A 23529-nucleotide genomic window follows, 5' to 3' on the forward strand; every position below is an offset into this window, starting at 1 on the left:
AGAAGGCCCGCTACGCTGGCGGGCCTGGGTGCTGTCAGCCGATCACAGAGTCCATCAGACCCATGTCGGCGCTGCTCATCAGCCCTTCGATGTCCATCAGGATCAGCATGCGGTCGTTGACCGCGCCGATGCCGGTGATGAAGCTGGTGTCGACCGCGCTGGCATTCAGTTCGGGAGCAGGGCGGATGGCGTCGCGGCTCAGCTCCAGCACATCGGACACCGAGTCGACCACCGCACCGACCACGCGGTTGCGCACATTCAGCACGATCACGACGGTGAAGCTGTTGTACTCGGCAGTGGGGCAGCCCAGCTTCAGGCGCAGGTCGACGATGGGCACGATGACGCCGCGCAGATTGACCACGCCCTTGATGAAGTCGGGGGCGTTGGCGATGCGGGTGGGCGGCTCGTAGCTGCGGATTTCCTGCACCTTCAGGATGTCGATGCCGTATTCCTCGCCGCCGAGGCGGAAGGTCAGGTATTCGCCGCTGGCCGGGCCATGGGCTTTGACGGCCAGATTGCCGGCGGATTCACGGCGGACCAGCTGGGTCGTTTCGCTGATGGTTTCCATGGCTTACCTCGTTGTGGTGTGGGCTTGATGATCAAAAGGTGGGCGGGCGATGCCGGCGGGCATCAAAAGGTTTCCCAGTCGCCATCGGCGGCGGCCATCGCGGGCTTGGGGCTGGGCGCCGGCGGCTTGGGCGACGGGCGCGGCGCGGCGGCCGGCTTTGCGGCAGCGGCAGTTCGAGGCGCCGCGATCTTGGCCGGCGCCGGCTTGGCCGGGCTGAACGCCTTGACCGCTGGGGCCGCCGGCGCCAGCATCGCGCTGGCCTGCTTGCTGATGCGGAACTTGTCGACCGCCAGGGCCAGGCGCTCGGCCTGGTCCTTCAGGCTCTCGGCGGCGGCAGCGGATTCCTCCACCAGCGCGGCGTTCTGCTGCGTCATCTGGTCGAGTTGCACCACCGACTGGTTGACCTGGCCGATGCCGTCGCTCTGCTCGGCCGAGGCGGCGGTGATCTCGCCGATGATGTCGGAGACGCGCTGCACGCTGGAGACGATGTCGCTCATCGAGCTGCCGGCTTCCTGCACCAGGCGCGCACCGGTCTCGACCCGCTCGACGCTGGCGCCGATCAGGGTCTTGATCTCGCGGGCGGCCTCGGCACTGCGCTGCGCCAGCGAGCGGACCTCGCCGGCCACGACCGCGAAGCCGCGGCCCTGCTCGCCGGCGCGGGCTGCTTCGACCGCGGCGTTCAAGGCCAGGATATTGGTCTGGAAGGCGATGCCATCGATCACGCCGATGATGTCGCTGATCTTCTTCGAGCTGGTGTTGATCTCGTCCATCGTCGAGACCACCTGGCTGACCACCTGGCCGCCCTTGGCGGCGGCGTTCGAGGCCGAAGACACCAGCTGGTTGGCGGTGCGGGCCGAATCGGCGGTCTGCTTGACGGTGCCGGTCAGCTGCACCATCGACGAGGCGGCCTGCTGAAGATTGGAGGCGGTCTGCTCGGTGCGGCCCGACAGATCCTGGTTGCCGGTGGCGATCTCGACCGAGGCGGTGCGGATGCTGTCGGCCGAGGTGCGCAGCTGGCCCACCAGGTTCTGCAGTGAGGCCTGCATATTCTGCAGCGAGCGCATCAGATGCGAGGCCTCGTCCTGACCCTCGACCACGGCGGCGCTGCTGGTCAGGTCGCCCTTGGCGATCGCTTCGGCCAGCAGTTCGGCCTCGGCCAGCGGCTTGCAGATGCTCTGCATATTCAAGAGGGTCAGCGGCACCACCACGGCGGCGGCCAGGGCCAGCACGACGATGAAGGCGGTCAAGACCTGGCCCTGGGTGGCCTGGGCACGCTGCTGCGTGTCGGTGGCTTCCTGCTGCAGCGCGGCGCGCAGCTCATCGATCTGCTTCTCGGCCAGGGCCACATCGTCCTTGGCGCGGCCCAGCAGCTTGTCGGCCACGGCGGCGTTGTCGTAGCCGCCAGCCTCCAGCTGGGTCAGCACCGGCTGGGCCTTGGTGGCGTAGGCGTCCAGCAGGCTCAGCACCTTGGCCATGCTGGCCTTGTCGCCGGCGCTTTCACCGCTGCGCATGGCCTTGGCGATCTCGGCGATGGACTTGCGCGAGTCGTCCCACTTGGCGCGCATCGCCTTGACGACCTCGGGCTTCTCGTAGTTGATGATCATGTCCTTCTCGAAGCGCCGCATCTCCCCCATGGCGTGAACCAGGCGGGTGACTTGATTGGCTTCGCCGACGGACACTTCGGCGAACTGCTTGGTCTGGTCGCGCATCGAGTTCATGCCAAGCAGACCGACGCTGCCCACGGCCAGCAGCAGCACCAGCACCATGGCGATCGCGCCAATCATGCGGGTGCGTATGCTGAAGCGGCGGAGCATTGCACTCATACTCATTCGGATACCTCTGTAGCTTCGACTTCAGTGACGCGAGCGCCTGACCAGGCTGCCCACATCGAGAATCAGCGCGACGCGGCCGTCGCCCATGATGGTGGCGCCCGAGACATCGGGCACCTTGCGGTAGTTGGCTTCCAGGTTCTTCACGACCACCTGCTGCTGGCCGAGCAACTCGTCCACCAGCATGGCCACGCGGCCCCCCTCGGCTTCCACCACCACCATGATGGAGCTGACATGCTCGAAATCGAAACGTGGAACATTGAAAACCTGCTCCAATTCCACGACCGGCATGTATTCGTCGCGCACCTCGACCACGCGGCCCGAGCCGCCGACGGTCTTGATGGTGTCGGCCTGGACCTGGAAGGATTCGACCACCGAGGCCAGCGGCAGGATGTAGACCTCGTCGCCGACGCCCACACTCATGCCGTCCATGATGGCCAGGGTCAGCGGCAGACGCACCGAGACCTTCATGCCATAGCCCTCGGCCGAGTCGATCTCGACCGTGCCGCCCAGCTGGGTGATATTGCGCTTGACCACGTCCATGCCGACGCCGCGTCCCGAGACATCGGTGACTTGGTCGGCGGTGGAGAAGCCGGGCGCGAAGATCAGGCCCCAGACCTCGGCGTCGCTCATCGAGTCGGGTGCATCGATGCCTTTCTCGCGCGCCTTCTTGATCAGCTTGTCGCGGTTCAGGCCGCGGCCATCGTCGCGCACCTCGATCACGATGGAGCCGCCCTGGTGCGAAGCGACCAGGGTGATCGTGCCCTGCTCGGGCTTGCCCTTGGCGATGCGCTCGGCCGGCAGTTCGATGCCGTGGTCGCAGCTGTTGCGCACCAGATGGGTCAGCGGGTCGGTGATCTTCTCGACCAGGCCTTTGTCCAGCTCGGTGGCTTCGCCCTGCGTGACCAGCTCGACCTTCTTGCCCAGCTTGGCGGCCAGGTCGCGCAGCATGCGCGGGAAGCGGTTGAACACGCCCGACATCGGAATCATGCGGATCGACATCACCGATTCCTGCAGATCCCGGGTGTTGCGTTCCAGATCGGCCAGGCCGGAGGCCAGCTGCTGATACAGGGCCGGGTCCAGCTGGCTGCTGTTCTGCGCCAGCATGGCCTGGGTGATGACCAGCTCGCCGACCAGATTGATCAGCTGGTCGACCTTCTCGACCGAGACGCGCAGCGTGGACTGGTCCATGCCGCCGGCCGGCGGCCGGGCCTCGGTCTTGGCGGCCGGCTTGGCGACCACGGCCTTCGGTGCCTCGGCGGGCAGCTGGGCCTGGGCTTCGAGCTCGGTGCTGCCGCTGGGCAGGCCCGGGGCATCGTCAAAGAAGCCGTAGCCCGGATCCTTGCTCGGCGCCTCGGCCGGCGGCGCGCCGGGCGCGCCCTCGTGGAAGCCGAAGCCCGGGCCCAGCGGCAGCAGCTTGACCTGCTCGCGGGCCACATGGAAGGTGAAGAGATCCAGCAGATCGTTGTCGGTGCTGCCGGTCAGGATCTTGTAGCGGCGCATGCCGTCGGAGGAGACACCGCCGTCCAGCGGCTCTATCGTGCCGAGATCGGTGATTTCCTTGAACAGCTCGACCAGGTTGTCGGCCAGGCTCAGATCGGACAGCGGCCCAACCTGCAGTTCCAGCTCGCGTGCGGTCGGCTTGGCCGGCGCTGCTGCGGCCGGCTTCGGTGCAGGCGCCGGCGCGGCGCTTTGCGCCACCGGAGCCGCCACCTCCTTGCCCTCGACCAGCGCACGGATGCTGGTCAGCAGGTCGGTGGTGTCGACCGCGTCGGCGCCGGAGCCCTGGTGGCGGCCCAGCTGCGCGCGCAGCGCATCGCCGGACTGCAGCAGGATGTCCACCATCGCGGCATTCGGTGCCAGCTCGTGGCGGCGCAGCTTGTCCAGCAGCGTCTCCATCTGGTGGGTCAGCTCGGCCACATCGCCGAAGCCGAAGGTTGCCGCACCACCCTTGATCGAGTGCGCGCAGCGAAAGATCGCGTTCAGCTCTTCATCGTCGGCGGTCTCGATATTCAGGTTCAGCAGCAGCTGTTCCATATTGTCGAGGTTCTCGCCGGCTTCCTCGAAGAAGACCTGGTAGAACTGACTCAGGTCAATGCCGGCACTCAGGCTTGCGCCTTCGGAGGTCATTTCTCCCATGCTTTACTCCTTGTTGTGGCGCCAGGCCTCAGCGAATCACTTTGCCGATCACCTCGATCAGCTTGGCCGGATCAAAAGGCTTGACCAGCCAGCCGGTGGCGCCAGCGGCACGGCCGGCCTGCTTCATCTGGTCGCTGGACTCGGTGGTCAGGATCAGGATGGGGGTGGTTTTGAACTTGGGGTTGTCGCGCAGTTTCTTGGTCAGGCTGATGCCGTCCATGCGCGGCATGTTCTGATCGGTCAGCACCAGATCGAAATCGCGCGAGCTGGACTTTTCCCAGGCATCCTGGCCATCGACCGCCTCAACCACATTGAAACCTGCGTTCTTGAGGGTGAAGGAGACCATCTGGCGCATCGAGGCCGAATCGTCCACAGCAAGAATTGAATGCATCGCTTTCTCTCCGGATAACAAGCTGATATCGGTTGAACTTGAGAACTCTTTAGAACAGTTCGATGGACCCTGCGTCCATTTCGTCCTGAGTCACGGGATTCGGGCGCAGCGGCGCGATCTCGACGACCGCCTCGCCGTCTTCGTCGTCGCCAAAGGTGTCGCGCGCCAGCTGGTCGGCGCAGTTGCGCAGGCGCTGGCTGGTATGGGCGATCAACTGGGTGGCCATGTCCTGGAACTGCAGCGCCGTGATGGCCCCGGCAATATCTTCCATCACATGGTGCAGCGCGCCGCTGTCGGTGCCGGGGTTTTCGGCGGCCTGGCGCAGCAGGGTCTGGACCTGGCTGGAGGCGCTGTAGAAATGGCCGGACAAGGCCTCGCCGGCATCGTCGAGCAGGCGCTGCAGGCGCTCCAGATCGTTGGTCACCGTCATCAGGTGGTCCTGCAGTTCGGCGGCGGCCAGCAAAGGGAGCATGCCCGGCTCTTCATCAGGGGTGGAGTTTTCGTTCATCGGCTTCGTCGCTCCATGCTTGTTATGTGCTGACCTGGCTCAGACGACCGGATGGTCCGGTCATATCCGGGATCTTCGGCATTTCTTGTGGGCATGTCGACAGGACAATCGGCCCGAACTGGGCCTATTTCTTGGAATCGACCCGAATCCAACAAACCTGATGCGGGTTAACGCCGGATTGTGGGCTGGGCGGCGCTGCCGTTCATGGATAGCGGCAGGGCTGCCGTGAGTTGTTGCACATTCTTGGCATACTCCCGCCCCATGACTGTTTCTAGCGCCGAGCGCCGCCTGCGTGTACTCCATGTTGAGGATTCGGAACTCGATCACCAACTGATCGTGGCCCAGTTGCGCCGCGCCGGCCTGGACCTGGAGGTGCACCGGGTCGATACCCTGGCCGAGGTCGCCCAGGCGCTGACCGAAGCCTGGGATGCCATCGTGTCCGACTACAACCTGCCCGGTTTCTCCGGCCTGGTGGTGCTGGACATGCTCAAGGAGAGCAAGCGTCTGATTCCCTTCGTGCTGGTCTCCGGCGAGATCGGCGAAGACACGGCCGTGGCGGCGATGCGCACCGGCGCCTCCGACTATCTGCTGAAGAACAATCTGGCGCGGCTGGCGCCGGCCCTGCTGCACGCCATCGAGGCCAATGACATGCAGTGCGCCCGGCTGGAGGCCGACCGCGAACTGCGCAAGAGCAAGCAGCGCCTGCACGAGCTGGCCGGTCATCTGCAGACCAGCGTCGAGATGGAACGCGCGGCAATCGCGCGCGAGATCCACGACGATGTCGGCGGCTCGCTGACGGCGCTGAAGTTCGACCTGGCCTGGATCGCCCGCCATGCGCAGGATGCGGCGGTGCGCCAGCGCGTGCAGTCGGCGCTGGAGACGGTCAGCTACGCGATCGAGGCCAGCCAGCGCATCATGCACAACCTGCGGCCGGCCATCCTGGAGCAGGGCCTGGTCGCGGCGGTGCAGTGGATGAGCATGCGTTTCGAGCGCCGCACCGGCATCACGACGACCATGCGCACCAGCCATGAGCAGATCCAGCTGCCGGCCGGCGTGCCGCTGGTGGCCTACCGCACCGCGCAGGAAGCCTTGACCAATGTCAGCAAGCATGCAAATGCCAGCCGGGTCGATATCGAGCTGAGCGTCGACTCGGGCGTGCTGACCCTGGAGGTCAGCGACAATGGTCAGGGTGTGGCGCCCGGCGATCTTGCCAAGGCGCGATCATTCGGCATCCGTGGTCTGCATGAACGGGCCGCAACCGTTGGGGGATGGGTCGATTTGAGCAGCAATAGCAGAGGGACCAGCCTGATCCTGTCGGTGCCGCTCGAAGCGCCCGACGACAGCCTGGCCGACGACGAGGCCGGCCGCGCCGCCACCCATGATCCTTCGGCCTGGGGCAGCGCATGATCAAGGTGATTCTGTGTGACGACCATGCGCTGATACGTCGCGGCATCCGCGACACCCTGTCCGATGCGGCCGATATCGAGGTCATCGGCGAGGCCGGCGACTATGGCGAGCTGCGCACGCTGATGCGCCAGCCCGACAAGGACTGCGATGTGCTCGTGCTGGACATCAATATGCCGGGCCGCAGCGGCCTCGATGTGCTGCATGTGCTCAAGGACGAGGGCAACCCGGTGCGGGTGCTGATCGTCTCGATGTATCCGGAAGATCAGTACGCGATCCGCGCGCTGAAGGCCGGCGCCTTCGGCTATGTCAACAAGGGCGGCGACCCGCAGCTGCTGGTGGCGGCGGTGCGCACCGTGGCCCAGGGCCGCAAGTATGTGACGCCCGAGATCGCCCAGATGCTGGTCGAGAGCCTGACCGCGCCGTCCACGGAGCAGGCCCACCAGAAGCTCTCCGACCGCGAGCTGCAGACCCTGGTGATGATTGCCTCGGGCAAACGCCTGTCCGACATCGCCGAGGAGCTGACGCTGAGCCCCAAGACCGTCAGCGTCTACCGCGCCCGCGTGCTGGAAAAGCTGGCCCTGTCGAACAACTCCGAGCTGACGGTCTACGCGATCCGCAACGGTCTGGTCGAGAGCTAAAGCCGGCCGGCAGCGCGCCGATAAAGCGCTGATGGCTGATCAAGAACCGAGCGGCGCGTCGGCTCGGGCGCGGCCGCCCGAGCGCTCGCTGGTGCGCCGCCTGACGGCGCTCAATCTGACGGTGCTGGCCGCGACCCTGCTGCTGACCCTGGGACTGATCGCCGGGCTGTCCTGGCTGGGCGCGCGCGAGCGCCAGGCCCAGGCCGCCGAGCAGGCCGCCCAGCTGCTGGCCCATGGCCTGGCCGCGATGCTGGTGTTCGAAGACCGCGCCGCCGCGGCCGCCGAGCTGGCCGCATTCGCGCGCCGCGCCGAGCTGCTGGAGCTGCAGCTGCTGGACGCGCGGGGCCGGCTGTTCGCGCGCTGGCCGGCCGAGGGCGCCACGCCGGCCGTCGTGCCGGCCTGGACCGGCCGTGTCATCGAGGGCGGCGAAATCCAGGTCCATGCGCCAGTGCTGCAGCAGGGCGAAGCGGTCGGTCATCTGCTGCTGCGCGAGAGCCTGGCCGGCCTGGAGCAGGGCCTGCTGCGGCTGGCCGCGCTGACGGGTGTGCTGGCGCTGCTGGCCATCGTGCTGGCCGCGCGGGTGCTGCGGGCCGTGCAGCGGCGGGCGCTGGCCCCCATCGTCGAGCTGGCCGCGCTGGCCGAACAGGTGGCCCATGACCATGACTATCGCCGGCGCGCGCCGGTGCGGCGCGCCGACGAGGTGGGGCGCCTCAGCGAGCGCTTCAACGAGATGCTCAGCCGCATCGAGGCCGCCCAGCAGGGCCTGAACCAGCGCCTGCGCCAGGAGCAGGCCGCCGGCCAGCAGCTGCAGCAGCTGGCGCATCACGACAGCCTGACCGGCCTGCCCAACCGCCTGGCCTTCGAGCGCGAGCTGGCCGAGCTGATGGACCGGAGCCTGCAGCGCGATGAGCTGATGGCCCTGGTCTTCATCGACCTGGACAACTTCAAGCTCGTCAACGACGGCCATGGCCATGAGGCCGGTGACAGCGTGCTGCGCGAGGTGGCGCGGCGCATGGGCGCGGTGCTGCGCGGCCATGACCGGCTGTGCCGCCTGGGCGGCGACGAGTTCGCGCTGCTGCTGCCCCAATTGCCCGATGCCGCCGCCGCCGAAGCGCTGGCCCAGCGCCTGATCGCCGCGGTGCGCGAGCCGCTGTGGGTGGCCGGCGCGCTGATGCCGGTGGGGGCGACCCTGGGCCTGGCCTTCTGCCCCGGCGACGCCGACACGCCGGCTGCCCTGCTGGCACGCGCCGATGCCGCGATGTATGCGGCCAAGCGGGCCGGCAAGAACTGCTTCAGGCGGGCCGGCCATGCCTAGGGCTCTGAGCGCCATGCTGTGTCTGCTGGCCGCCACCGCTGCGGCCGGTGCCGACGATCCGCCGAGCCTGGAGGAGCTGCTCAAGCAGGGCCTGGACCAGCCCTCGCGCGGGGTCGAAGTCAGCACCGCCTCGCGCTTCGCCCAGAGCGAGGCCCAGGCGCCGGCCGTCACCTATGTGCTGACCGCCCAGGACATTGCCCGGCTCGGTCTGCGCAGCCTGGCCGATGTGCTGCGCAGCCTGCCGGGGCTTTATGTCAGCAGCAACAGCATCTTCAGCTTTGTCTCGGCGCGCGGCCTGGGCCGGGCCGGCGAGTACAACTCGCGCCTGCTGGTGCTGCTGGACGGCATGCGGCTCAATGACAACATCCTCGACGCGGCCCAGGTCGGGCGCGACGCGGCGGTCGATATCGCGCTGATCGAGCGGGTCGAGTTCGCGCCCGGCCCCGGCGCCTCGGTCTATGGCAACAATGCCTTCTTCGGCGTGATCAATATCGTCACCCAGCGTGCCGACCGCTTGCAGGGCCTGCGCCTGGGGTTCAGCCAGGCCTCTAGCTCGGAACGCCAGGCCTCGGTCTCGCTGGGCCGGCGCGGCGACAACGGGGCCGAGGCCTGGGTCGGGCTGTCGAGCTTCGAGCAGGACCGCATGCCCGACGCGGTGTTGTCGCCGCCGCCGGCGCTGGCGGCGCGCCACCGCGCGCTGGACCGCGACCGCGGCAGCCGGCTGCAGGCAGGCTTTTCCTATCGCGGCCTGAACCTGCGCCTGGGCAGCAGCGAGCGGCGTCGCCAGCTGCCGGTGTTCGTGTCACCGCTGCAGCCCGAGCGCCTGGAGCCCTCGCTGGACCTGACCCGCAATCACTTCGCCCAGCTGACCCTGGAGCGTGCCTTGAACGAAGACTGGGAGCTGTATGCCGCACTCGCGCTGCAGCGCGCGCTCTATCGCAACAGCGCGCCCTATGTCGCGGACGAAGACGAAGGCTCGCTGGCACTGTACCGCAATCAGTTCCTCGGCCGCTGGGGCCAGCTGGACCTGCGCCTGGGCTATCAGGGGATCGCCCGACACTTCCTCAGCCTGGGTCTGGAGTACCAGCACGATGCGGCCCAGCAGGTCTGGGCCGGCACCCTGGGCGTGCCGCCCTGGGTGGAACGGGACGGCAGCGACCGGCGCCTGGGCTTGTTCGTGCAGGACGAGTGGCGGCTGGCGCCACGCCACACCCTGGTGCTGGGGCTGCGCCATGACCGCAGCCGCACGGCGGGCGCCAGCCTCAACCCGCGCCTGGCCTGGGTCTGGAGCCCGGCCGCGCAGACCGGGGTCAAGCTGCTGTACGGCAGCGCCTTCCGCGGCGCCAACCGCGTCGAGGCCGGCAATAACGAGGAACTGGGCGCACCGGCCTTGCGTGCCGAGCGGGTGCGCAGCCTGGAGCTGGCCCTGGACCAGGGCCTGAGTGCGCAGTGGCGCTTGCGCGCCTCGCTGCATCTGAGCCGCATCAGCGGTCTGATACGGCTGAGCCCCGAGTTTCCGGTCTACGAGAACAGCGCCCGGCCGCTCAGCCGCGGCATCGAGCTGGGGCTGGAAGGGCGCTGGGCCGGCGGCGGCGAGCTGTCGGCCAGCTTGAGCCTGAACCGGCAGCGCAGCGACGCCGCCACCGATGCGCTCAACACCCAGCCGAGCAGCCTGCTGAAGCTGCAGGCCAGCCAGCCGCTGGGGCCGCTGCGGCTGTCGGCCCAGTGGCTGGCGGCCGGCGCGCGGCGTGTGCTGGATCAGCGCCAGGGGGCTTACGGCATCGTCAATCTGCAGCTGCTGTGGCCCGTCGAGGCGCGCAGCGAGCTGGCACTGGGGCTCTACAACCTGGCCGACAAGCGCTACGCCGAGTTCACCGAGCCCGGCAGCCTGCTGCCGCTGCGCCAGGAGGGTCGGGTCTTGCGCCTGAGTCTGAGCCGGCGCTTCGGGCCATGAGCAAGCTCTGGCTGCCGCTGGCCTGGCTGCTGCTGGCGGCACCGGCCGCCGCGAACGAGCCGGTGCCCGAGGATGCGCGGCTGAAGGCGGCCTTCATCTACCGCTTTGCCCAGTTCACCGGCTGGCCGCCACCGCCGCTGCGCAGCTTCACGCTATGCCTGGCCGGCACGTCGCCGGAGCTGGCGGCGGCGCTGCGCGAGCAGGTGCGCAGGCCCTGGGGCGGGCTGTTGCCGGAACTGGCGCTGCCGGAGCGGCCCGAGCAGGCACGCCACTGCCAATTGCTGGTGCTGGGCGAGCTCGGGCGCGCCGAGCTGCGGCGCTGGATGCTGGCGCTGGAGGCCAGCCCGGTGCTGCTGGTGGCCGACAGCCCCGAGGCCTTTCGCGCGGGCGCCGACATCGGACTGATCCAGGAGCCCAACAGCCTGGCGTTTCGTGTCAACCTCAGCGAAAGCCGGCGCCGTGGTCTGGTGTTGAGCGCGCAAATGCTGAAGCTGGCGCGCGAGGTGCGGTAGTGGCCCCCTAGGCTTAGGGGGAGGTGTCCTGCATCCATCCGGGCCGGGCTGCGTACAGAGCCTGCAGCGCCGGTTCGAGAGCCTCGGGCCGGTGTGTCTGCGCATACGCACAGGAGTTCTTCCATGCCATTCTTCGCTCGTACCGGAGCCGCCTTGCTCGCCTTGAGCGCCGGCGCCGCCCAGGCCGTCACCCTGGTGGGCATCAACAGCCAGAACCAGCTCACCCGCTTCGACACCGCCAATATCGGCGCGGCCGTCAACAAGGACATCAGCGGCCTGGATGCCGGTGATCGCTTCGTCGGCATCGACACGCGGCCCTCGGACGGCAAGATCTATGGCGTGACCTTGTCCAACCGTCTCTACACACTGGACGAGATGACCGGCGCGACCAGCTTTGTCGCCAATCTGAGCAGCGCCGTGGTCCAGGGCAATCTCGCCTATGGCCTGGACTTCAATCCGGTCGCCGATGCCGGCACCGGCGCCTCGCTGCGGCTGATCAGCTCGGCCGGCGGCAATTTCGCCGTCAATGCGCTGACCGGCGCGGTCGGCAATGCCGCCAACACCGTGGCGCCGGGCTATACCGCCGTCGCCTATACCAATTCGATGCCGGGGCAGGCCGGCGCGCCGGCCGGCGGCACCGCGCTGTACTACATCGACAGTGCCAATGACACGCTGGCCTTTGCCTCCTCGGCCTTCAACACGCCCACGATCACGACCATCGGTTCGCTGGGTGTCGATGTGCTGCGGGCCAATGGCTTCGAGATTCTCGGCAACGGCCAGGCCTGGGCGGCGCTGAATGTCGATGCCGGCCCGGCGCTGACCACGGCGCTCTACAGCATCGATCTGAGCACCGGGCAGGCCAGCTTGGCCGGCGCCTACAACGGCACCTTGTCGGGCCTGACGGTCAGCGCGGTGCCCGAGCCGCAGACCTATGCGATGTTGCTGCTGGGCCTGCTGGCGGTCGGTGGGGTGGCGCGCAGGCGGGCGCGCGTCTGAGCCAGTGCCAGGCTCTGGCCGCCTTCAGCCGAAGGCGGCCAGCATGCGTTCCAGCGCCACCATAAAAGGCATCTGCATCAGCGGCAGCGTGGCCAGCATGCCCACCAGGCCGATGCTGACGGTCAGCGGAAAACCGACCGCGAAGACGGTGATCTGCGGCGCGACGCGGGCAATCACGCCCAGTACCAGATTGACGAACATCAGCATCGTGATCAGCGGCAGTGCGATCCACAGGCCGATATGAAAGATCTGCGCGCCCCAGACCTGGGGCTGGGCCACGCGCAGGAAACGGAAGGGCTCGTCGCCGACCGGAAAGGCCGTGAAGCTCTGGATCAGCGCATTGATCAGCAGCAGATGGCCGTTGATCGCGATGAACAGAAAGGCCACCATCGCGCCGAAGAAGCGCGCGCTGGCCGTACCCTGGCTGCCGGTGGCGGGGTCGAAGAAGCCGGCGAAGTTCAGGCCCATCTGCAGGCCCACCAACTCGCCGGCAAATTCCAGCGCCGCGAACACGATGCGCACCGCAAAGCCCAGCGACAGGCCGATCAGCAGCTGCTGGGCGATCAGCATCAGCAGCAGCGGTGGCGAGTCCAGTGGCACCACCGGCATCGGCGGCAGCGAGGGCTGGGCCGCCAGCGAGACGAACAGGGCCAGGCCCACGCGCACCCGCATCGGCACATTGCGCTGGCTGAAGATGGGCATGCCGGCAAACAACGCCAAGGTGCGGATGAAGGGCCACAGCAGCGGCGTCAGCCACTGCAGCAGTTGGGCCTCGGTGAAAGAAAACATCGACGCCGTGTCAGCCGACGACCTGCGGAATCGTCTGCAAGGTGCGCTGGATGTACTCGACCAGGGTGGTCACCATCCAGGGGCCGGCCACCGCCATCACCAGCACGGCGGCGACCACCTTGGGCACAAAGCTCAGGGTCGCCTCGTTGATCTGGGTGGCGGCCTGGAACACGCTGACCAGCACGCCCACCGCCAGCACGGTCAGCAAAATCGGCGCGGCCACCAGCAGCAGCATGTAGAGGCCTTCCTGGCCGAAGGTGAAGACTTGTTGTGCATCCATGGGCTTGTCTCGGGGCTCAGGTCACGAAGGAGGCGGCCAGCGAACCCAGCAGCAGGTTCCAGCCATCGGCCAGCACGAACAGCATCAGCTTGAAGGGCAGGGCCACCAGCACCGGGCTCAGCATCATCATGCCCAGGCTCATCAGCACGCTGGAGACGATCATGTCGATCACCAGAAAGGGAATGAAGATCAGAAAGGCGATCTGGAAGGCCGACTTCAGCTCGCTGGTGACGAAAGCCGGCACCAGCACCTTGAAGGGCACATCCTCGGGCTTGATCTCGCCCTCCAGCTTGGCCAGGCGCGAGAACAGCGCGACATCGGCCTGGCGGGTCTGCTTCAGCATGAATCCGCGCATTGGCACCTCGGCGCGCTGCAGGGCCACGTCGAAGCCTATGGTGCCGGCCGAGTAGGGCTGCCAGGCCTCGGCATAGACCTTGTCCAAGGTGGGACTCATCACGAAAAAGGTCAGGAACAGCGACAGGCCGACGATCACCTGATTCGGCGGTGCCGCCTGGGTACCCAGGGCCTGGCGCATCAGCGATAGCACGATGACGATGCGGGTGAAGCCGGTCATCATCAGCAGCACGGCCGGCAGAAAGCCCAGGGCGGTGAAGAACAGCAGGGTCTGGATGGGCACCGAGTAGCTGCTGCCGCCGGCACCCTGGCCGATGATCAGCGGCAAGGTCGCGGGCGCGCCGCCGGTCTGGGCCAGCGCGCTGGCCGAGACGGCCGACAGGAGAATGAGGGTCAGGCCTTGCCTGAGCCGGGCGAGAGGGCGGGAATCAGGGCGCACGCTGGTCTCCGCTGCCATCTTTCTTGAGCCGCGCCATCAGCATCTGCGCGAACGGGGCTGAGGTGGCCGGGCCTGCCGCACCCTCGGGCTGCGGCGGCAGCACATGCAGGGTGCTGATCTGCTGCGCGGTGACGCCCAGCACCAGCCAGCGGCGATCCTCGCCCTGGCCGACCTCGACCGTCACCAGGCGCTGGCTCGGCGAGAGCTGCAGCACCGCGACGGTGCGCATCTGGCCATGGGTGCCGGCTGCGCCGCCCAGCGGCGTGCGCTTGAGCAGCCACAGCAGGGCCGGTATCAGCGCCAGGATGGCGAAGAACCAGAAGATAGGCAGGAGGTTGTTGCTCATGCCGCCGATTGTGGGCCGGGCCCGGCCCGGTCAATCGCGCTTGGAAGCGGGGCTTTCGGCCCGAGTTCGGGCCTTGGGCGCGGGTTCTGGGGGTCAGGCCTTGCTGAGGCGTCGCATGCGTTCCGAGGGCGTGACGATATCGGTCAGCCGGATGCCGAACTTATCGTTCACCACCACGACCTCGCCCTGGGCGATCAGATAGCCGTTGACCAGCACATCCATCGGCTCGCCGGCCAGCGCGTCGAGTTCGACCACCGAGCCCTGGGCCAGCTGCAGGATATTCTTGATCGGGATGCGGGTGCGCCCCAGCTCCACGGTCAGCTGGACCGGGATGTCCAGAATCATATTGATGTCGCTGCCCGGCATATTGCTGGGCGTCGGCGTGAAGTTCGCGAAGCTGGCCGGCGCCACCTGTTCGGCGGCGGCCTGCACCTCGTCCGCCACTTCGGCCGGCTTGGCTTCGGCCAGCGCGGCGGCCCATTCGGCCGCCATCGCGTCCTGTTCGTCTTGAGAGGGGCTATCAGGTGGCATCGCGGGCTCCCAGCCAACCCGCATCCGGGGCGGTCAGCATCTTGTCTACTTTCAGGGCGTACTTGCCGTTCGAGGTGCCGTAGTGGCAGTCGAACACCGGCACGCCATCGATCTTGGTCTTGATGATGGGGTCCAGGTCCAGCTCGATGAAGTCGCCGGGCTTGAAGGCCAGCAACTGCTCGACGGTGGCCGGGGCATGGCCCAGCTCGGCCACCAGCTCGACCTCGGCCGCCTGGATCTGGTGCTTCAGCAAATTGACCCAGCGCCGGTCGGGCTCGGAGGAGTCGCCCTGCGTGGTGCTGTAGAGCACATCGCGTATCGGCTCCAGCGTCGAGTAGGGAATGCAGAAATAGACGGTGCCGCTGGTCTCGCCGATCTCCAGTGTGAAGGAGGTCGAGACCACGATCTCGCTGGGCGTGGCGATATTGGCGAACTGCGGCTGCATCTCCGAGCGCTGGTAGTCCAGCTCCAGCGGGTAGATGCCCATCCAGGCCTTTTTGTACTCGGCCGTGATGACCTCGACCAGACGCAGGATCACGCGCTGCTCGGTGGCCGAGAAATCGCGGCCCTCGATGCGGGCGTGGAACTTGCCGATGCCGCCGAACAGCGAGTCGATCACCGCGAACACCAGCGTGGGGTCGCAGACGATCAGGCCATTGCCGCGCAGCGGCTTGACGGAGACGATGTTGAAGTTGGTCGGCACCACGATCTCGCGCAAGAAGGCGCTGTACTTCTGCACCTTGATGCCGCCGATCGCGACCTCGGGGCTTTTGCGGATGAAGTTGAACAGGCCGATGCGGATATTGCGGGCGAAACGCTCGTTGATGATTTCCATCGTGGGCATGCGCCCACGCACGATGCGTTCCTGGCTGGCCAGGTTGTAGTCGCGTATGCCGCCGACCTGCTCCTCTTCCGCTTCGAGCTTCTGGCTCTCGCCGGTAATGCCTTGCAGCAGGGCATCGACTTCGTCTTGCGACAGGATTTGCTGATTCATGATGGTGAATCGCTATTGGACGATGAAGCTGGAGAACAGCACATTGCTGATCGGGCTGACGACCGCGCGCTTCTTCTTGCGTTTCTTCGTCGTCGTGCCCTCGTCGTCCTCGTCGTCGATCTCGATGCCCATCGGGCGCAGCGATTCGCGCATGATGTCGCGTGCCAGCTTTTCCTTGCCCTCCAGGGTCAGCAGCTCGACCGAGGTCTTGTGCGACAGCACCATCAGCACATTGCTGCGGATCGCCGGCATATAGAGCTTGAGCTGCTCGGCGAACTTGGCGTCGGCCACTTCCAGCGTGATGCCGATCTGGGCAAAGCGGTCCACTTCCTTGTCGGCCAGATTGACGGTGAAGGGCTCCAGCGGCACGAACACCGGCGGCGTGCCGGGCTTGACCTCGGCGTGATGGGCGGCCGCCGGGGCGGCGGACTCGCCGTCTTCGTCCTCGGCCGGCTTTTTCTTCAGCAGCAGCAGCGCGGCAACACCCACCAAGGCCAGCACCAGCACGGCCACCACGATGATGACGAGCTTCTTCTTGCCCCCGCCTGCGGGGGCCGCATCGCCGGCGGCGGCTGTAGCCATATCAACTCCTTGTCAACGCGGCCCGTGCAGGCCGCCGATAACTCGCATTATTCGGCCATATGGGCCGGGCCAAGCGCCGAAAAGCCAGGTTTTGCCGATCATGTTCACGCCCGCTCAGGCATAAAGGTCCAACACGCCCCGGCTGGCCGTCGTGCGGGCCGGCGTGCTGACGGGCACGGCGCTGTCCTCGGCGCTGGCGCGCACAGCGCTGCGGCCATCACCTGATGGCTGCGCCTGCTCTTCAGGATTGCGGGCCTGCTGGAAGACGCCACCGCCGCTCAAGGTCAGCCCGCTCTCGCGCAAGGCTGCCGCCAGTTCCGGCAGGCTGTTCTCCAGCACTGCACGGGTGTCGGCCTGGTCGCTGTGGAAGGAAATCTGTGCCTGCTGGCCCTCGACGACGATCTGCACCGAGACCGGGCCCATCTCGGCCGGGTTCAGATGCAGCTGGGCCTGCTGCACGCCCTCGGCCGCCAGCAGGCTCAGGCGCGCCGCCATCTCCGGCCCGAAGGCCGGGCTGTGCAGCGGCTGGGCCAGCTCCAGCCTGGCGGCCGGCGCGCTCGCGGCCGAGGGGCCGCTGGCGTCGACGCCGCCCTGGGCCAGCTGGGCCTGGGCGGCATTCATCACGGCCTCGAACGACGGGGCGGCGCTGCCGGCACTCGCCGGCGCGGCCGGCTTGGCGGCGCTGGCCTGCAGGCCCTCGAGCGCGATGCCGGCGGCCGGTGTCGTGTCCCGCATGCTGGCGCCAGCTGTTGCACCGGTGGCTGCGGCAGTTGCTGCGTTGCCGCCGATGTCGGCGAGCTGGGTCTTGCCGCTCTTGGCTGTGGCGGCACCGCTGCGGGCCTCGGTCTTGCCTTCCTCGTTCGCGCCAGCCTTGATGGCCTTGGCGTCTATCGGCAGCGGTGTCAGCGTGGCGGCGAGCGCCGGTTCACCCGGCTGTGCGGTCTTCTGTTCGGTTTCGATCTCGACCGTGGTCTCGGAGGAGGTCGGGCCGTCGATCGTGTTCTTGTCTTCGGCGGCTACCTTGCCGTCCTTGACACCGGCTGTCTCGGGCTTGGCCGCACGCTCGGCGTTGCGGCCGGCCGCGGCCTCGCTGCGCGCCTGGGCACTGCGGGCCTGGCTTTGGCGGGCCAGGGCCTCGCGTTCCTGGCTGTTGGCGCGGTCGGTCTTGGCCTGCGCTTGAGCCTGGGTCGGGCCGGCGTCGGCCTTGGGCGGCGGCGCCGGCTGGCTGGGCTGGGCCTGCTGGGTGGGAGAGGGCCGCACCGGCTCGACCGGCTGGGGCATCGCCGCAGGCTTGGCGCCGCTGCCGCGCAGCAGCTCCGAGAAGCTGGCCGCGACATCGTTGGCCGAGGCCGAGAGCAGGGGGCTGTTGCCGGACGCGGCGGGTGGCTTGCCGCCCAGGCCCAGGAACGGTGTGCTGGTGGAATGAAGGCTGTTCATCGCGGGTCCCCGGTCGCTCAGGCGCTCAGGCGCATCATCGGATTGAAGGCGGCCAGCGCCGCACGGGCGGCCTGCTCGTCGGTGGCCTTCTGATCCTGGCGGTTCAGCATGCGGGCGCGTTCCGCGCCGCGCCGCTCCAGCAGCTTGCGCACCGAGGCCACGCGCATCTCCAGCTCGCGCAGGGTCTCGCGGGCGCGCTCGACGCGCTGCTCGGCGTAGCGGCTGACCGAACCCTGCTGGTCGATCGCCTGGTCCAGGCGCAGACCGAAGTTCTGGTAGCAGCCGACGATGTCGATGGTGGTCTTGCGCGCGAAGGTCTGGGTCCAGCGCTGCTGGTACTCGCTGCGGTACTGGCCCAGCTGGTCGGCTTGGCTGCGCGCGGCCTCGGCCTGGCGCATCAGCGCCTGCAGCTGCGACAAGGCGTCGTCGCGCTCGGCTTCGGCGCGCTCCAGCAGGATGGTGAGGGCTTGGGTGCTCATGAATAGCTCTCCGTATATCGCTTATCGGCCGGTTTCAGGCTTGGTTAACCACTGCTTCGAGCTGGCCCACGCTGGCTTGCAGCTGGGCGGGGCTGTGCATGTCTTGCTGCAGCAGGCGGTTCATATCGGTGTGCAGGCGCACGGCCAGATCGAGCTCATGGTCGTGGCCGGGGGCATAGGCCCCCAGCTGTATCAGATCGCGCGCCTTGTTGTACTTGGCCAGCAGCTGTCGGAATCGCCGTGCGGCCTCCAGATGGGGCTTCTCGGCGACATTGCTCATCACCCGCGAGATCGAACGTTCGATGTCGATGGCCGGGTAGTGGCCGGCCTCGGCCAGCTCGCGGCTCAGCACGATGTGGCCGTCCAGGATGCCGCGCGCCGCGTCGGCAATCGGATCCTGCTGGTCGTCGCCCTCGGACAGCACGGTGTAGAAGGCGGTGATCGAACCCTCGCCCGGCTGGCCGTTGCCGCTGCGCTCGACCAGCTGCGGCAGCTTGGCAAAGCAGGAGGGCGGATAGCCCTTGGTGGCCGGCGGCTCGCCGATGGCCAGCGCGATCTCGCGCTGCGCCATCGCATAGCGCGTCAGCGAGTCCATCAGCAGCAGCACATGCTGGCCTTGGTCGCGGAAATGCTCGGCGATGGCCGTCGCGTAGGTTGCGCCCTGCATGCGCACCAGCGGCGGCGCGTCGGCCGGCGCGGCGACGACGACCGAGCGCTTGATGCCGTCCTCGCCGAGGATGTCCTCTATGAATTCCTTGACCTCGCGGCCGCGCTCGCCGATCAGGCCGACCACGATCACATCGGCCTGGGTGTAGCGCGCCATCATGCCCAAGAGCACCGATTTGCCGACGCCGGTGCCGGCGAACAGGCCCAGGCGCTGGCCGCGGCCCACGGTCAGCATCGCGTTGATCGAGCGCACGCCGGTGTCCAGCGGGGTACGCACCGGGTCGCGGTCCATCGCATTGATCGGGCGGCGAATCATCGGCCGGTCCTGCACCCGCTCCAGTGGGCCCTTGCGATCCAGCGGATGGCCGTGCGAGTCGACCACGCGGCCCAAGAGGCCCTCGCCCATCGGCAGGTGCAGGCCGCGGTCCTCGTCGCGGCGCCAGGGGTGTTGCGGCTTGCCCAGCTTGGGCGCGCTGGGCGGCGACAGGCGCGGCAGCACCATCGCGCCGCTGGACAGGCCCTGCACCTCGTCGGTGGGCATCAGATAGGCGCGGTCGCCCGAGAAGCCGACCACCTCGGCCTTGACCGGCGGGCTGCCGCGGCGCGAGTTGGCCGAGCGCGGCAGATGGATCTCGCAGACCGAGCCGACCGGCACGCGCACGCCGGTCGCTTCCAGCACCATGCCGGCCACGCGCACCAGCTTGCCCTGCGGCTCCAGCGCCACCGGGGTGGCGGCAAAGGACTGCAGATCCTCCAGATAGCGGTTCCAGCGATCGCGACGGCTTTCCTGCAGGTCCTGGCTCATTCCTTGGCCTCCGCTTCGGCGTCTGTCTGGCGACGGTCTTCCCACAGCGTGCTCTGGCCCATCGCGCCGGTCACCTGCAGCCAGCGCGCGGCCAGGGTCGCATCGACGCTGCCGATGTCCGACTCGACCTTGCAGCCGCCGCGCGGCACTTCGGGGTCGGGCAGCACCTGGGCCTCGCGGGCCTTCATTTCCTCTCCGGCCCCTTCCAGCACCAGCGGCAGATCGTCCGGATGGACGCGCACACGCACATGGCGGGCCGACATCTGCAAGGCCTCGACCGCGTCATGTGCGACCTGGGCAATGTGTTCGGGGCGTTGCTGGATCTCGCTGCGCAAGACCTGGCGCGCCAGCTCGACGGCCATTGCCGCCAGCGCCTCGGCCATCTGGTCTTCGAGCGCTCGGAATTCGCCGTCGAAGCTCTTCACCAGCGTGCCCAGCTGGGCACTCATCTGCTGGGCGAAGCTTTTCTTGAAGGCATCCAGCGCGGCCATGCCATCGCGGTAGCCGTCCTGGTAGCCGGACTGGCGGGCCGCATGCAGCAGCTCATCGAGCTGCGGCTCGGGTGCCGGCGGCGGGGCGGGCGCGGCGGCCGGGGCGGGCGGTGGCGCCGGCGCATAGATAGGCGGGCGCCGGGCCTCCGGGCCGCCTTGCAGCGCGTCGGGGTTCCAGGCGGCGAAGCCGGACAGCTCCTCGCGCGGGATGAAGCGGCTGTAGCTGCTGCGGCGCTCCTCGCCGTCGCGGCGTTCGGGCGGCGGCACCTGGCGGGGCGGTTGTCTGGTGGCCATCGCGGGTCAGCCTCAGAGGAACTGGTCGTCGCCGCCGCCGGCCAGCATGATCTGACCCTCGTCGACCAGGCGGCGCACGATCTTGAGCATTTCCTTCTGCTCGCTCTCGACCTCGGAGAGCCGCACCGGGCCGCGCGATTCGAGATCTTCGCGCAGGGTCTCGGCCGCGCGGGTGGACATATTGCGGAAGATCTTCTCGCGCAGCTCGGGCGCCGCGCCCTTGAGCGCCACCACCAGGGATTCGCTCTGCACTTCCTTGAGCACGGCCTGGATGCCCTTGTCGTCGATCTTGTCCAGATCTTCGAAGGTGAACATATTGTCCATGATCTTCTGGGCCAGATCGGCATCGGCCTCGCGGATGTAGTCCAGCACCGAGGCCTCGACCGAGGAGCCCAGCATATTGATGATCTCGGCCGCGGTCTTGACGCCGCCCAGCGAGCTCTTCTTCATGCGCTCGCCGCCGGCCAGCACCTGGCTCATCACCTCGTTGAGGTCCTTCAAAGCCATCGGCTGGATGCCGTCCAGCGTGGCAATGCGCACCAGCACCTCGTTGCGCTGGCGCTCGGTGAAGACGCGCAGCACCGAGCTGGTCTGGTCATAGTCCAGATGGGCCAGTATGGCGGCAATGATCTGCGGATGCTCGTTGCGCAGCAGCTCGGCGACCGAGGCGGCGTCCATCCACTTCAGGCTCTCGATGCTGGAGACATCGCCGCCTTGCAGGATGCGGTCCAGCAGCAGATTGGCCTTGTCGTCGCCCAGTGCCTTGCGCAGCACATTGCGCACGTACTCATCGGTGTCGTTGACCAGGGTGCTCTGGGTCTCGGCAACGGCGTCGAAACGGTCCAGCACCTCCTCGACCTTGCTGCGCGGGATCACCTTGAGCTTGGCGATGGTCTCGCCGAGCTTTTGCACTTCCTTGGGTTGCAGATGCTTGAAGACCTCGGAGGCTTCTTCCTCACCGAGGGACATCAGCAGGATGGCTGCGTCTTCTACGCCTTGATCGTCCATGAGGGTTCTCGTTCGTCAAGTCGTGGCGAGTTCTTCGCCGTTGATCCAGGAGCGCATGATGTTGGCCACCGCCACCGGGTTGTCGCGGGCGAGCTGGCGGGCGCGCTCCAGCTTGTCATTCGAGATCGGGGCTTCCAGGGCCGGCAGGCCGCCCATGCCGGGCAGTTCATGCTGGTCATCGACCATCGCGTTGAGCTGGCCGGCCTCATCGGTCTTGGCTTCGGCCGGGGCTGGGTTGGCGGCGCGGATCGCCGGGCGCACCAGGCCGAACACCGCGATCAGCGCCACCAGCACCAGGGCCAGCGGCACGGCGGCCGTGCGCAGCAGCTCCAGCAGCCAGGGCTGCTTCCACAGCGGCACGTCGACGATCTCGGGCTTGCTGTCCATGAAGGGGGCGCTGACCACCTTGATCGAATCGCCGCGCTCCTGGCTGAAGCCCATGGCCTCGCGCACCAGTTCGTTGAGCTTGGTCAGCTCTTCGGCCGGCACCGGCTGGCTGCTGGTCTTGCCCCTGGCGTCGGTGACCTGGCGGTGGTTGATCACGACGGCGGCGTTCAGGCGCCGCACCGTGCCGGTGGCGTTGCGGGTCACGCGCACGGTCTTGTCGAGTTCGTAGTTGGTGACGGCCTCGCGGCGCGTGCTCTGCTGGCCGTTGCCCGCTCCCTGGGCGGTCTGCAGCGGGGCGGCCTGGCCGTTGATCGGCGCTGTGGCCGGCACCGGCGGCTGGTTGGTGGCCGCGCCCGGCACGCCGGTGGGCAGGGCGGGCGTGGCGTTGATCGATTCCTGGGTCTGGTTGCTGCGCACCGAGGCCTGGGTGTTGGCGCCCTGGTTGGGCTTGTATTCCTCGGCGGTCGATTCGACCTGCGAGAAATCGACATCGGCGGTGATGGTGGCACGCAGGTTTTCGCGGCCCACCACCGGTTCCAGCAGCTCGTAGATGCGCTTGTTGTAGTTCGCCTCGATCTGCTGCTTGTATTGCAGCTGCTGGCTGTCCAGACCCGAGCCGTTGTCGCCGGCGTTGGACAGCAGGGCGCCGGTATGGTCGAGCACGCTGACGGCCTTGGGGCTCAGCTCGGGCACCGAGGCCGAGACCAGGTGGACGATGCCGGCCACCTGGGCGCGGTCCAAGGTGCGGCCGCCGCGCAGCGTCAGCATCACCGAGGCGCTGGGCTTTTGCTGCTCGCGGAAGAAGCCGTTTTGCTGCGGCATCGCCAGATGCACGCGGGCGTCGGCCACATCATTGAGCGCGGTGATGGTGCGGGTCAGCTCGCCTTCGAGAGCGCGCTGGAAGTTCAGTCGTTCATTGAACTGGGTCTGGCCGATCGAGGTCTTGTCCATCAGCTCGAAGCCGACGGTGCTGCCCTTGGGCAGGCCGGCCGAGGCCAGCTTCATGCGCACGTCATAGACCTGGTTGGCCGGCACCAGAATCGTGCCGCCGGGCTCGTGGCGATAAGGCACGTTGAGGGTGGCGAGCTGGGCGATCACCGCACCACCGTCCTTGTCGGACAGGCCGGTGAAGACCGGGCGATAGTCGCCCTGGCCGCTCCACAAGGTCATCGCCAGCACCACGCCGGCCAGCGCCGCCAGGCCCACGCCCAGGCTCAGCTTGCTGCGCATCGGCAGGGCCGCCATGCGGGCCGCGAAGCCCGCCGGCGCGGCCGGCTGCGCCGGTTCGGCCAGGGCGGTGGGAGCGGGTGAGGCGAGGGCGTTGTCCATGGGGTGCTGGGTTCTCTGTGCAGTTCTTCACGGTCCGCCGACAGCTGAACCGTTGCCTGCA

24 protein-coding genes are annotated in these 23529 nt (G+C 67.9%); 6 read left to right on the forward strand and 18 right to left on the reverse strand.

Features of this window, described 5'->3' with window-relative positions; all coding sequences use genetic code 11:
- Positions 1 to 34: 34 nt before the first annotated feature.
- From O5M90_RS25685 to O5M90_RS25705, 5 genes are all read right to left on the reverse strand, one after another.
- Positions 35 to 568, reverse strand: a complete 534-nt coding sequence (locus O5M90_RS25685; protein WP_137943312.1) for a chemotaxis protein CheW — start codon at positions 566 to 568, stop codon at positions 35 to 37.
- A 62-nt stretch (positions 569 to 630) separates the two neighbouring features.
- On the reverse strand, positions 631 to 2397 hold the full coding sequence (locus tag O5M90_RS25690) for a methyl-accepting chemotaxis protein (RefSeq protein ID WP_440402441.1): 1767 nt from the start codon (positions 2395 to 2397) through the stop codon (positions 631 to 633).
- Between the two features lie 24 nt (positions 2398 to 2421).
- Entirely contained in the window at positions 2422 to 4536 is a 2115-nt protein-coding gene (locus O5M90_RS25695; RefSeq protein ID WP_269841033.1) for a chemotaxis protein CheA, read from the reverse strand.
- 28 nt (positions 4537 to 4564) lie between these two features.
- Positions 4565 to 4927 carry a response regulator gene (locus O5M90_RS25700; RefSeq protein ID WP_077038091.1) on the reverse strand — a complete coding sequence of 121 codons (363 nt, stop codon included), beginning with the start codon at positions 4925 to 4927 and terminating at the stop codon, positions 4565 to 4567.
- Positions 4928 to 4976: 49 nt separating this feature from the next.
- Positions 4977 to 5399 (reverse strand): hypothetical protein, encoded by a 423-nt coding sequence (locus tag O5M90_RS25705; protein WP_269841032.1) that lies wholly within the window; start codon positions 5397 to 5399, stop codon positions 4977 to 4979.
- 297 nt (positions 5400 to 5696) lie between these two features.
- Here O5M90_RS25705 and O5M90_RS25710 point away from each other — a divergent pair, with 297 nt between their 5' ends.
- The 6 genes from O5M90_RS25710 to O5M90_RS25735 all read left to right on the forward strand — a co-directional run bounded on the left by O5M90_RS25710 (position 5697) and on the right by O5M90_RS25735 (position 12257).
- Positions 5697 to 6842, forward strand: coding sequence for a hybrid sensor histidine kinase/response regulator (locus tag O5M90_RS25710; RefSeq protein WP_262973893.1), 1146 nt, complete (start codon positions 5697 to 5699; stop codon positions 6840 to 6842).
- On the forward strand, positions 6839 to 7480 hold the full coding sequence (locus O5M90_RS25715) for a response regulator (protein WP_137943307.1): 642 nt from the start codon (positions 6839 to 6841) through the stop codon (positions 7478 to 7480). Before O5M90_RS25710 ends, O5M90_RS25715 begins: the two co-directional genes overlap by 4 nt.
- Positions 7481 to 7511: 31 nt before the next feature.
- A complete protein-coding gene (locus O5M90_RS25720) occupies positions 7512 to 8795 on the forward strand; it encodes a sensor domain-containing diguanylate cyclase (protein WP_269841031.1) in 1284 nt (427 codons plus the stop codon).
- A complete protein-coding gene (locus O5M90_RS25725) occupies positions 8788 to 10749 on the forward strand; it encodes a TonB-dependent receptor plug domain-containing protein (protein ID WP_269841030.1) in 1962 nt (653 codons plus the stop codon). Before O5M90_RS25720 ends, O5M90_RS25725 begins: the two co-directional genes overlap by 8 nt.
- The gene (locus tag O5M90_RS25730; protein ID WP_269841029.1) at positions 10746 to 11261 is read left to right on the forward strand and encodes a YfiR family protein; all 516 of its coding nucleotides are present in this window, start codon (positions 10746 to 10748) and stop codon (positions 11259 to 11261) included. The genes O5M90_RS25725 and O5M90_RS25730 overlap by 4 nt, the downstream gene beginning before the upstream one ends.
- A 123-nt stretch (positions 11262 to 11384) precedes the next feature.
- Positions 11385 to 12257 carry a DUF4394 domain-containing protein gene (locus O5M90_RS25735; RefSeq protein ID WP_269841028.1) on the forward strand — a complete coding sequence of 291 codons (873 nt, stop codon included), beginning with the start codon at positions 11385 to 11387 and terminating at the stop codon, positions 12255 to 12257.
- A 24-nt stretch (positions 12258 to 12281) separates the two neighbouring features.
- Here the strand turns inward: O5M90_RS25735 and fliR are convergent, their stop codons facing one another.
- The 13 genes from fliR to fliF form a co-directional block, all read right to left on the reverse strand.
- On the reverse strand, positions 12282 to 13046 hold the full coding sequence (gene fliR, locus O5M90_RS25740; protein WP_269841027.1) for a flagellar biosynthetic protein FliR: 765 nt from the start codon (positions 13044 to 13046) through the stop codon (positions 12282 to 12284).
- Positions 13047 to 13056: 10 nt separating this feature from the next.
- Entirely contained in the window at positions 13057 to 13326 is a 270-nt protein-coding gene (fliQ, locus tag O5M90_RS25745) for a flagellar biosynthesis protein FliQ (protein WP_137943304.1), read from the reverse strand.
- Positions 13327 to 13342: 16 nt separating this feature from the next.
- Positions 13343 to 14137, reverse strand: a complete 795-nt coding sequence (gene fliP / locus O5M90_RS25750) for a flagellar type III secretion system pore protein FliP (protein WP_440402442.1) — start codon at positions 14135 to 14137, stop codon at positions 13343 to 13345.
- Positions 14109 to 14465 (reverse strand): FliO/MopB family protein, encoded by a 357-nt coding sequence (locus O5M90_RS25755; protein WP_269841026.1) that lies wholly within the window; start codon positions 14463 to 14465, stop codon positions 14109 to 14111. The genes fliP and O5M90_RS25755 overlap by 29 nt, the downstream gene beginning before the upstream one ends.
- A gap of 93 nt (positions 14466 to 14558) precedes the next feature.
- On the reverse strand, positions 14559 to 14996 hold the full coding sequence (fliN, locus tag O5M90_RS25760; RefSeq protein WP_137943301.1) for a flagellar motor switch protein FliN: 438 nt from the start codon (positions 14994 to 14996) through the stop codon (positions 14559 to 14561).
- Entirely contained in the window at positions 14986 to 15990 is a 1005-nt protein-coding gene (gene fliM / locus O5M90_RS25765; RefSeq protein WP_137943300.1) for a flagellar motor switch protein FliM, read from the reverse strand. The genes fliN and fliM overlap by 11 nt, the downstream gene beginning before the upstream one ends.
- A 12-nt stretch (positions 15991 to 16002) precedes the next feature.
- On the reverse strand, positions 16003 to 16572 hold the full coding sequence (locus tag O5M90_RS25770) for a flagellar basal body-associated FliL family protein (protein WP_137943299.1): 570 nt from the start codon (positions 16570 to 16572) through the stop codon (positions 16003 to 16005).
- 114 nt (positions 16573 to 16686) lie between these two features.
- Positions 16687 to 18009 carry a flagellar hook-length control protein FliK gene (locus tag O5M90_RS25775; protein ID WP_269841025.1) on the reverse strand — a complete coding sequence of 441 codons (1323 nt, stop codon included), beginning with the start codon at positions 18007 to 18009 and terminating at the stop codon, positions 16687 to 16689.
- 17 nt (positions 18010 to 18026) lie between these two features.
- Positions 18027 to 18488, reverse strand: coding sequence for a flagellar export protein FliJ (fliJ, locus tag O5M90_RS25780; protein ID WP_137943297.1), 462 nt, complete (start codon positions 18486 to 18488; stop codon positions 18027 to 18029).
- A 34-nt stretch (positions 18489 to 18522) separates the two neighbouring features.
- Positions 18523 to 19959: a flagellar protein export ATPase FliI gene (gene fliI, locus O5M90_RS25785; RefSeq protein WP_269841024.1), complete on the reverse strand. Its 1437-nt coding sequence runs from the start codon at positions 19957 to 19959 to the stop codon at positions 18523 to 18525.
- The gene (locus tag O5M90_RS25790; RefSeq protein ID WP_262973887.1) at positions 19956 to 20744 is read right to left on the reverse strand and encodes a FliH/SctL family protein; all 789 of its coding nucleotides are present in this window, start codon (positions 20742 to 20744) and stop codon (positions 19956 to 19958) included. Before O5M90_RS25790 ends, fliI begins: the two co-directional genes overlap by 4 nt.
- 12 nt (positions 20745 to 20756) lie before the next feature.
- A complete protein-coding gene (gene fliG / locus O5M90_RS25795) occupies positions 20757 to 21752 on the reverse strand; it encodes a flagellar motor switch protein FliG (protein WP_137943294.1) in 996 nt (331 codons plus the stop codon).
- A 15-nt stretch (positions 21753 to 21767) separates the two neighbouring features.
- Positions 21768 to 23468 carry a flagellar basal-body MS-ring/collar protein FliF gene (gene fliF, locus O5M90_RS25800; RefSeq protein WP_137943293.1) on the reverse strand — a complete coding sequence of 567 codons (1701 nt, stop codon included), beginning with the start codon at positions 23466 to 23468 and terminating at the stop codon, positions 21768 to 21770.
- Between the last annotated feature and the right edge of the window lie 61 nt (positions 23469 to 23529).

The sequence above is a fragment of the Paucibacter sp. M5-1 genome, from assembly GCF_027498415.2.
Lineage (GTDB): Bacteria > Pseudomonadota > Gammaproteobacteria > Burkholderiales > Burkholderiaceae_C > Roseateles_E.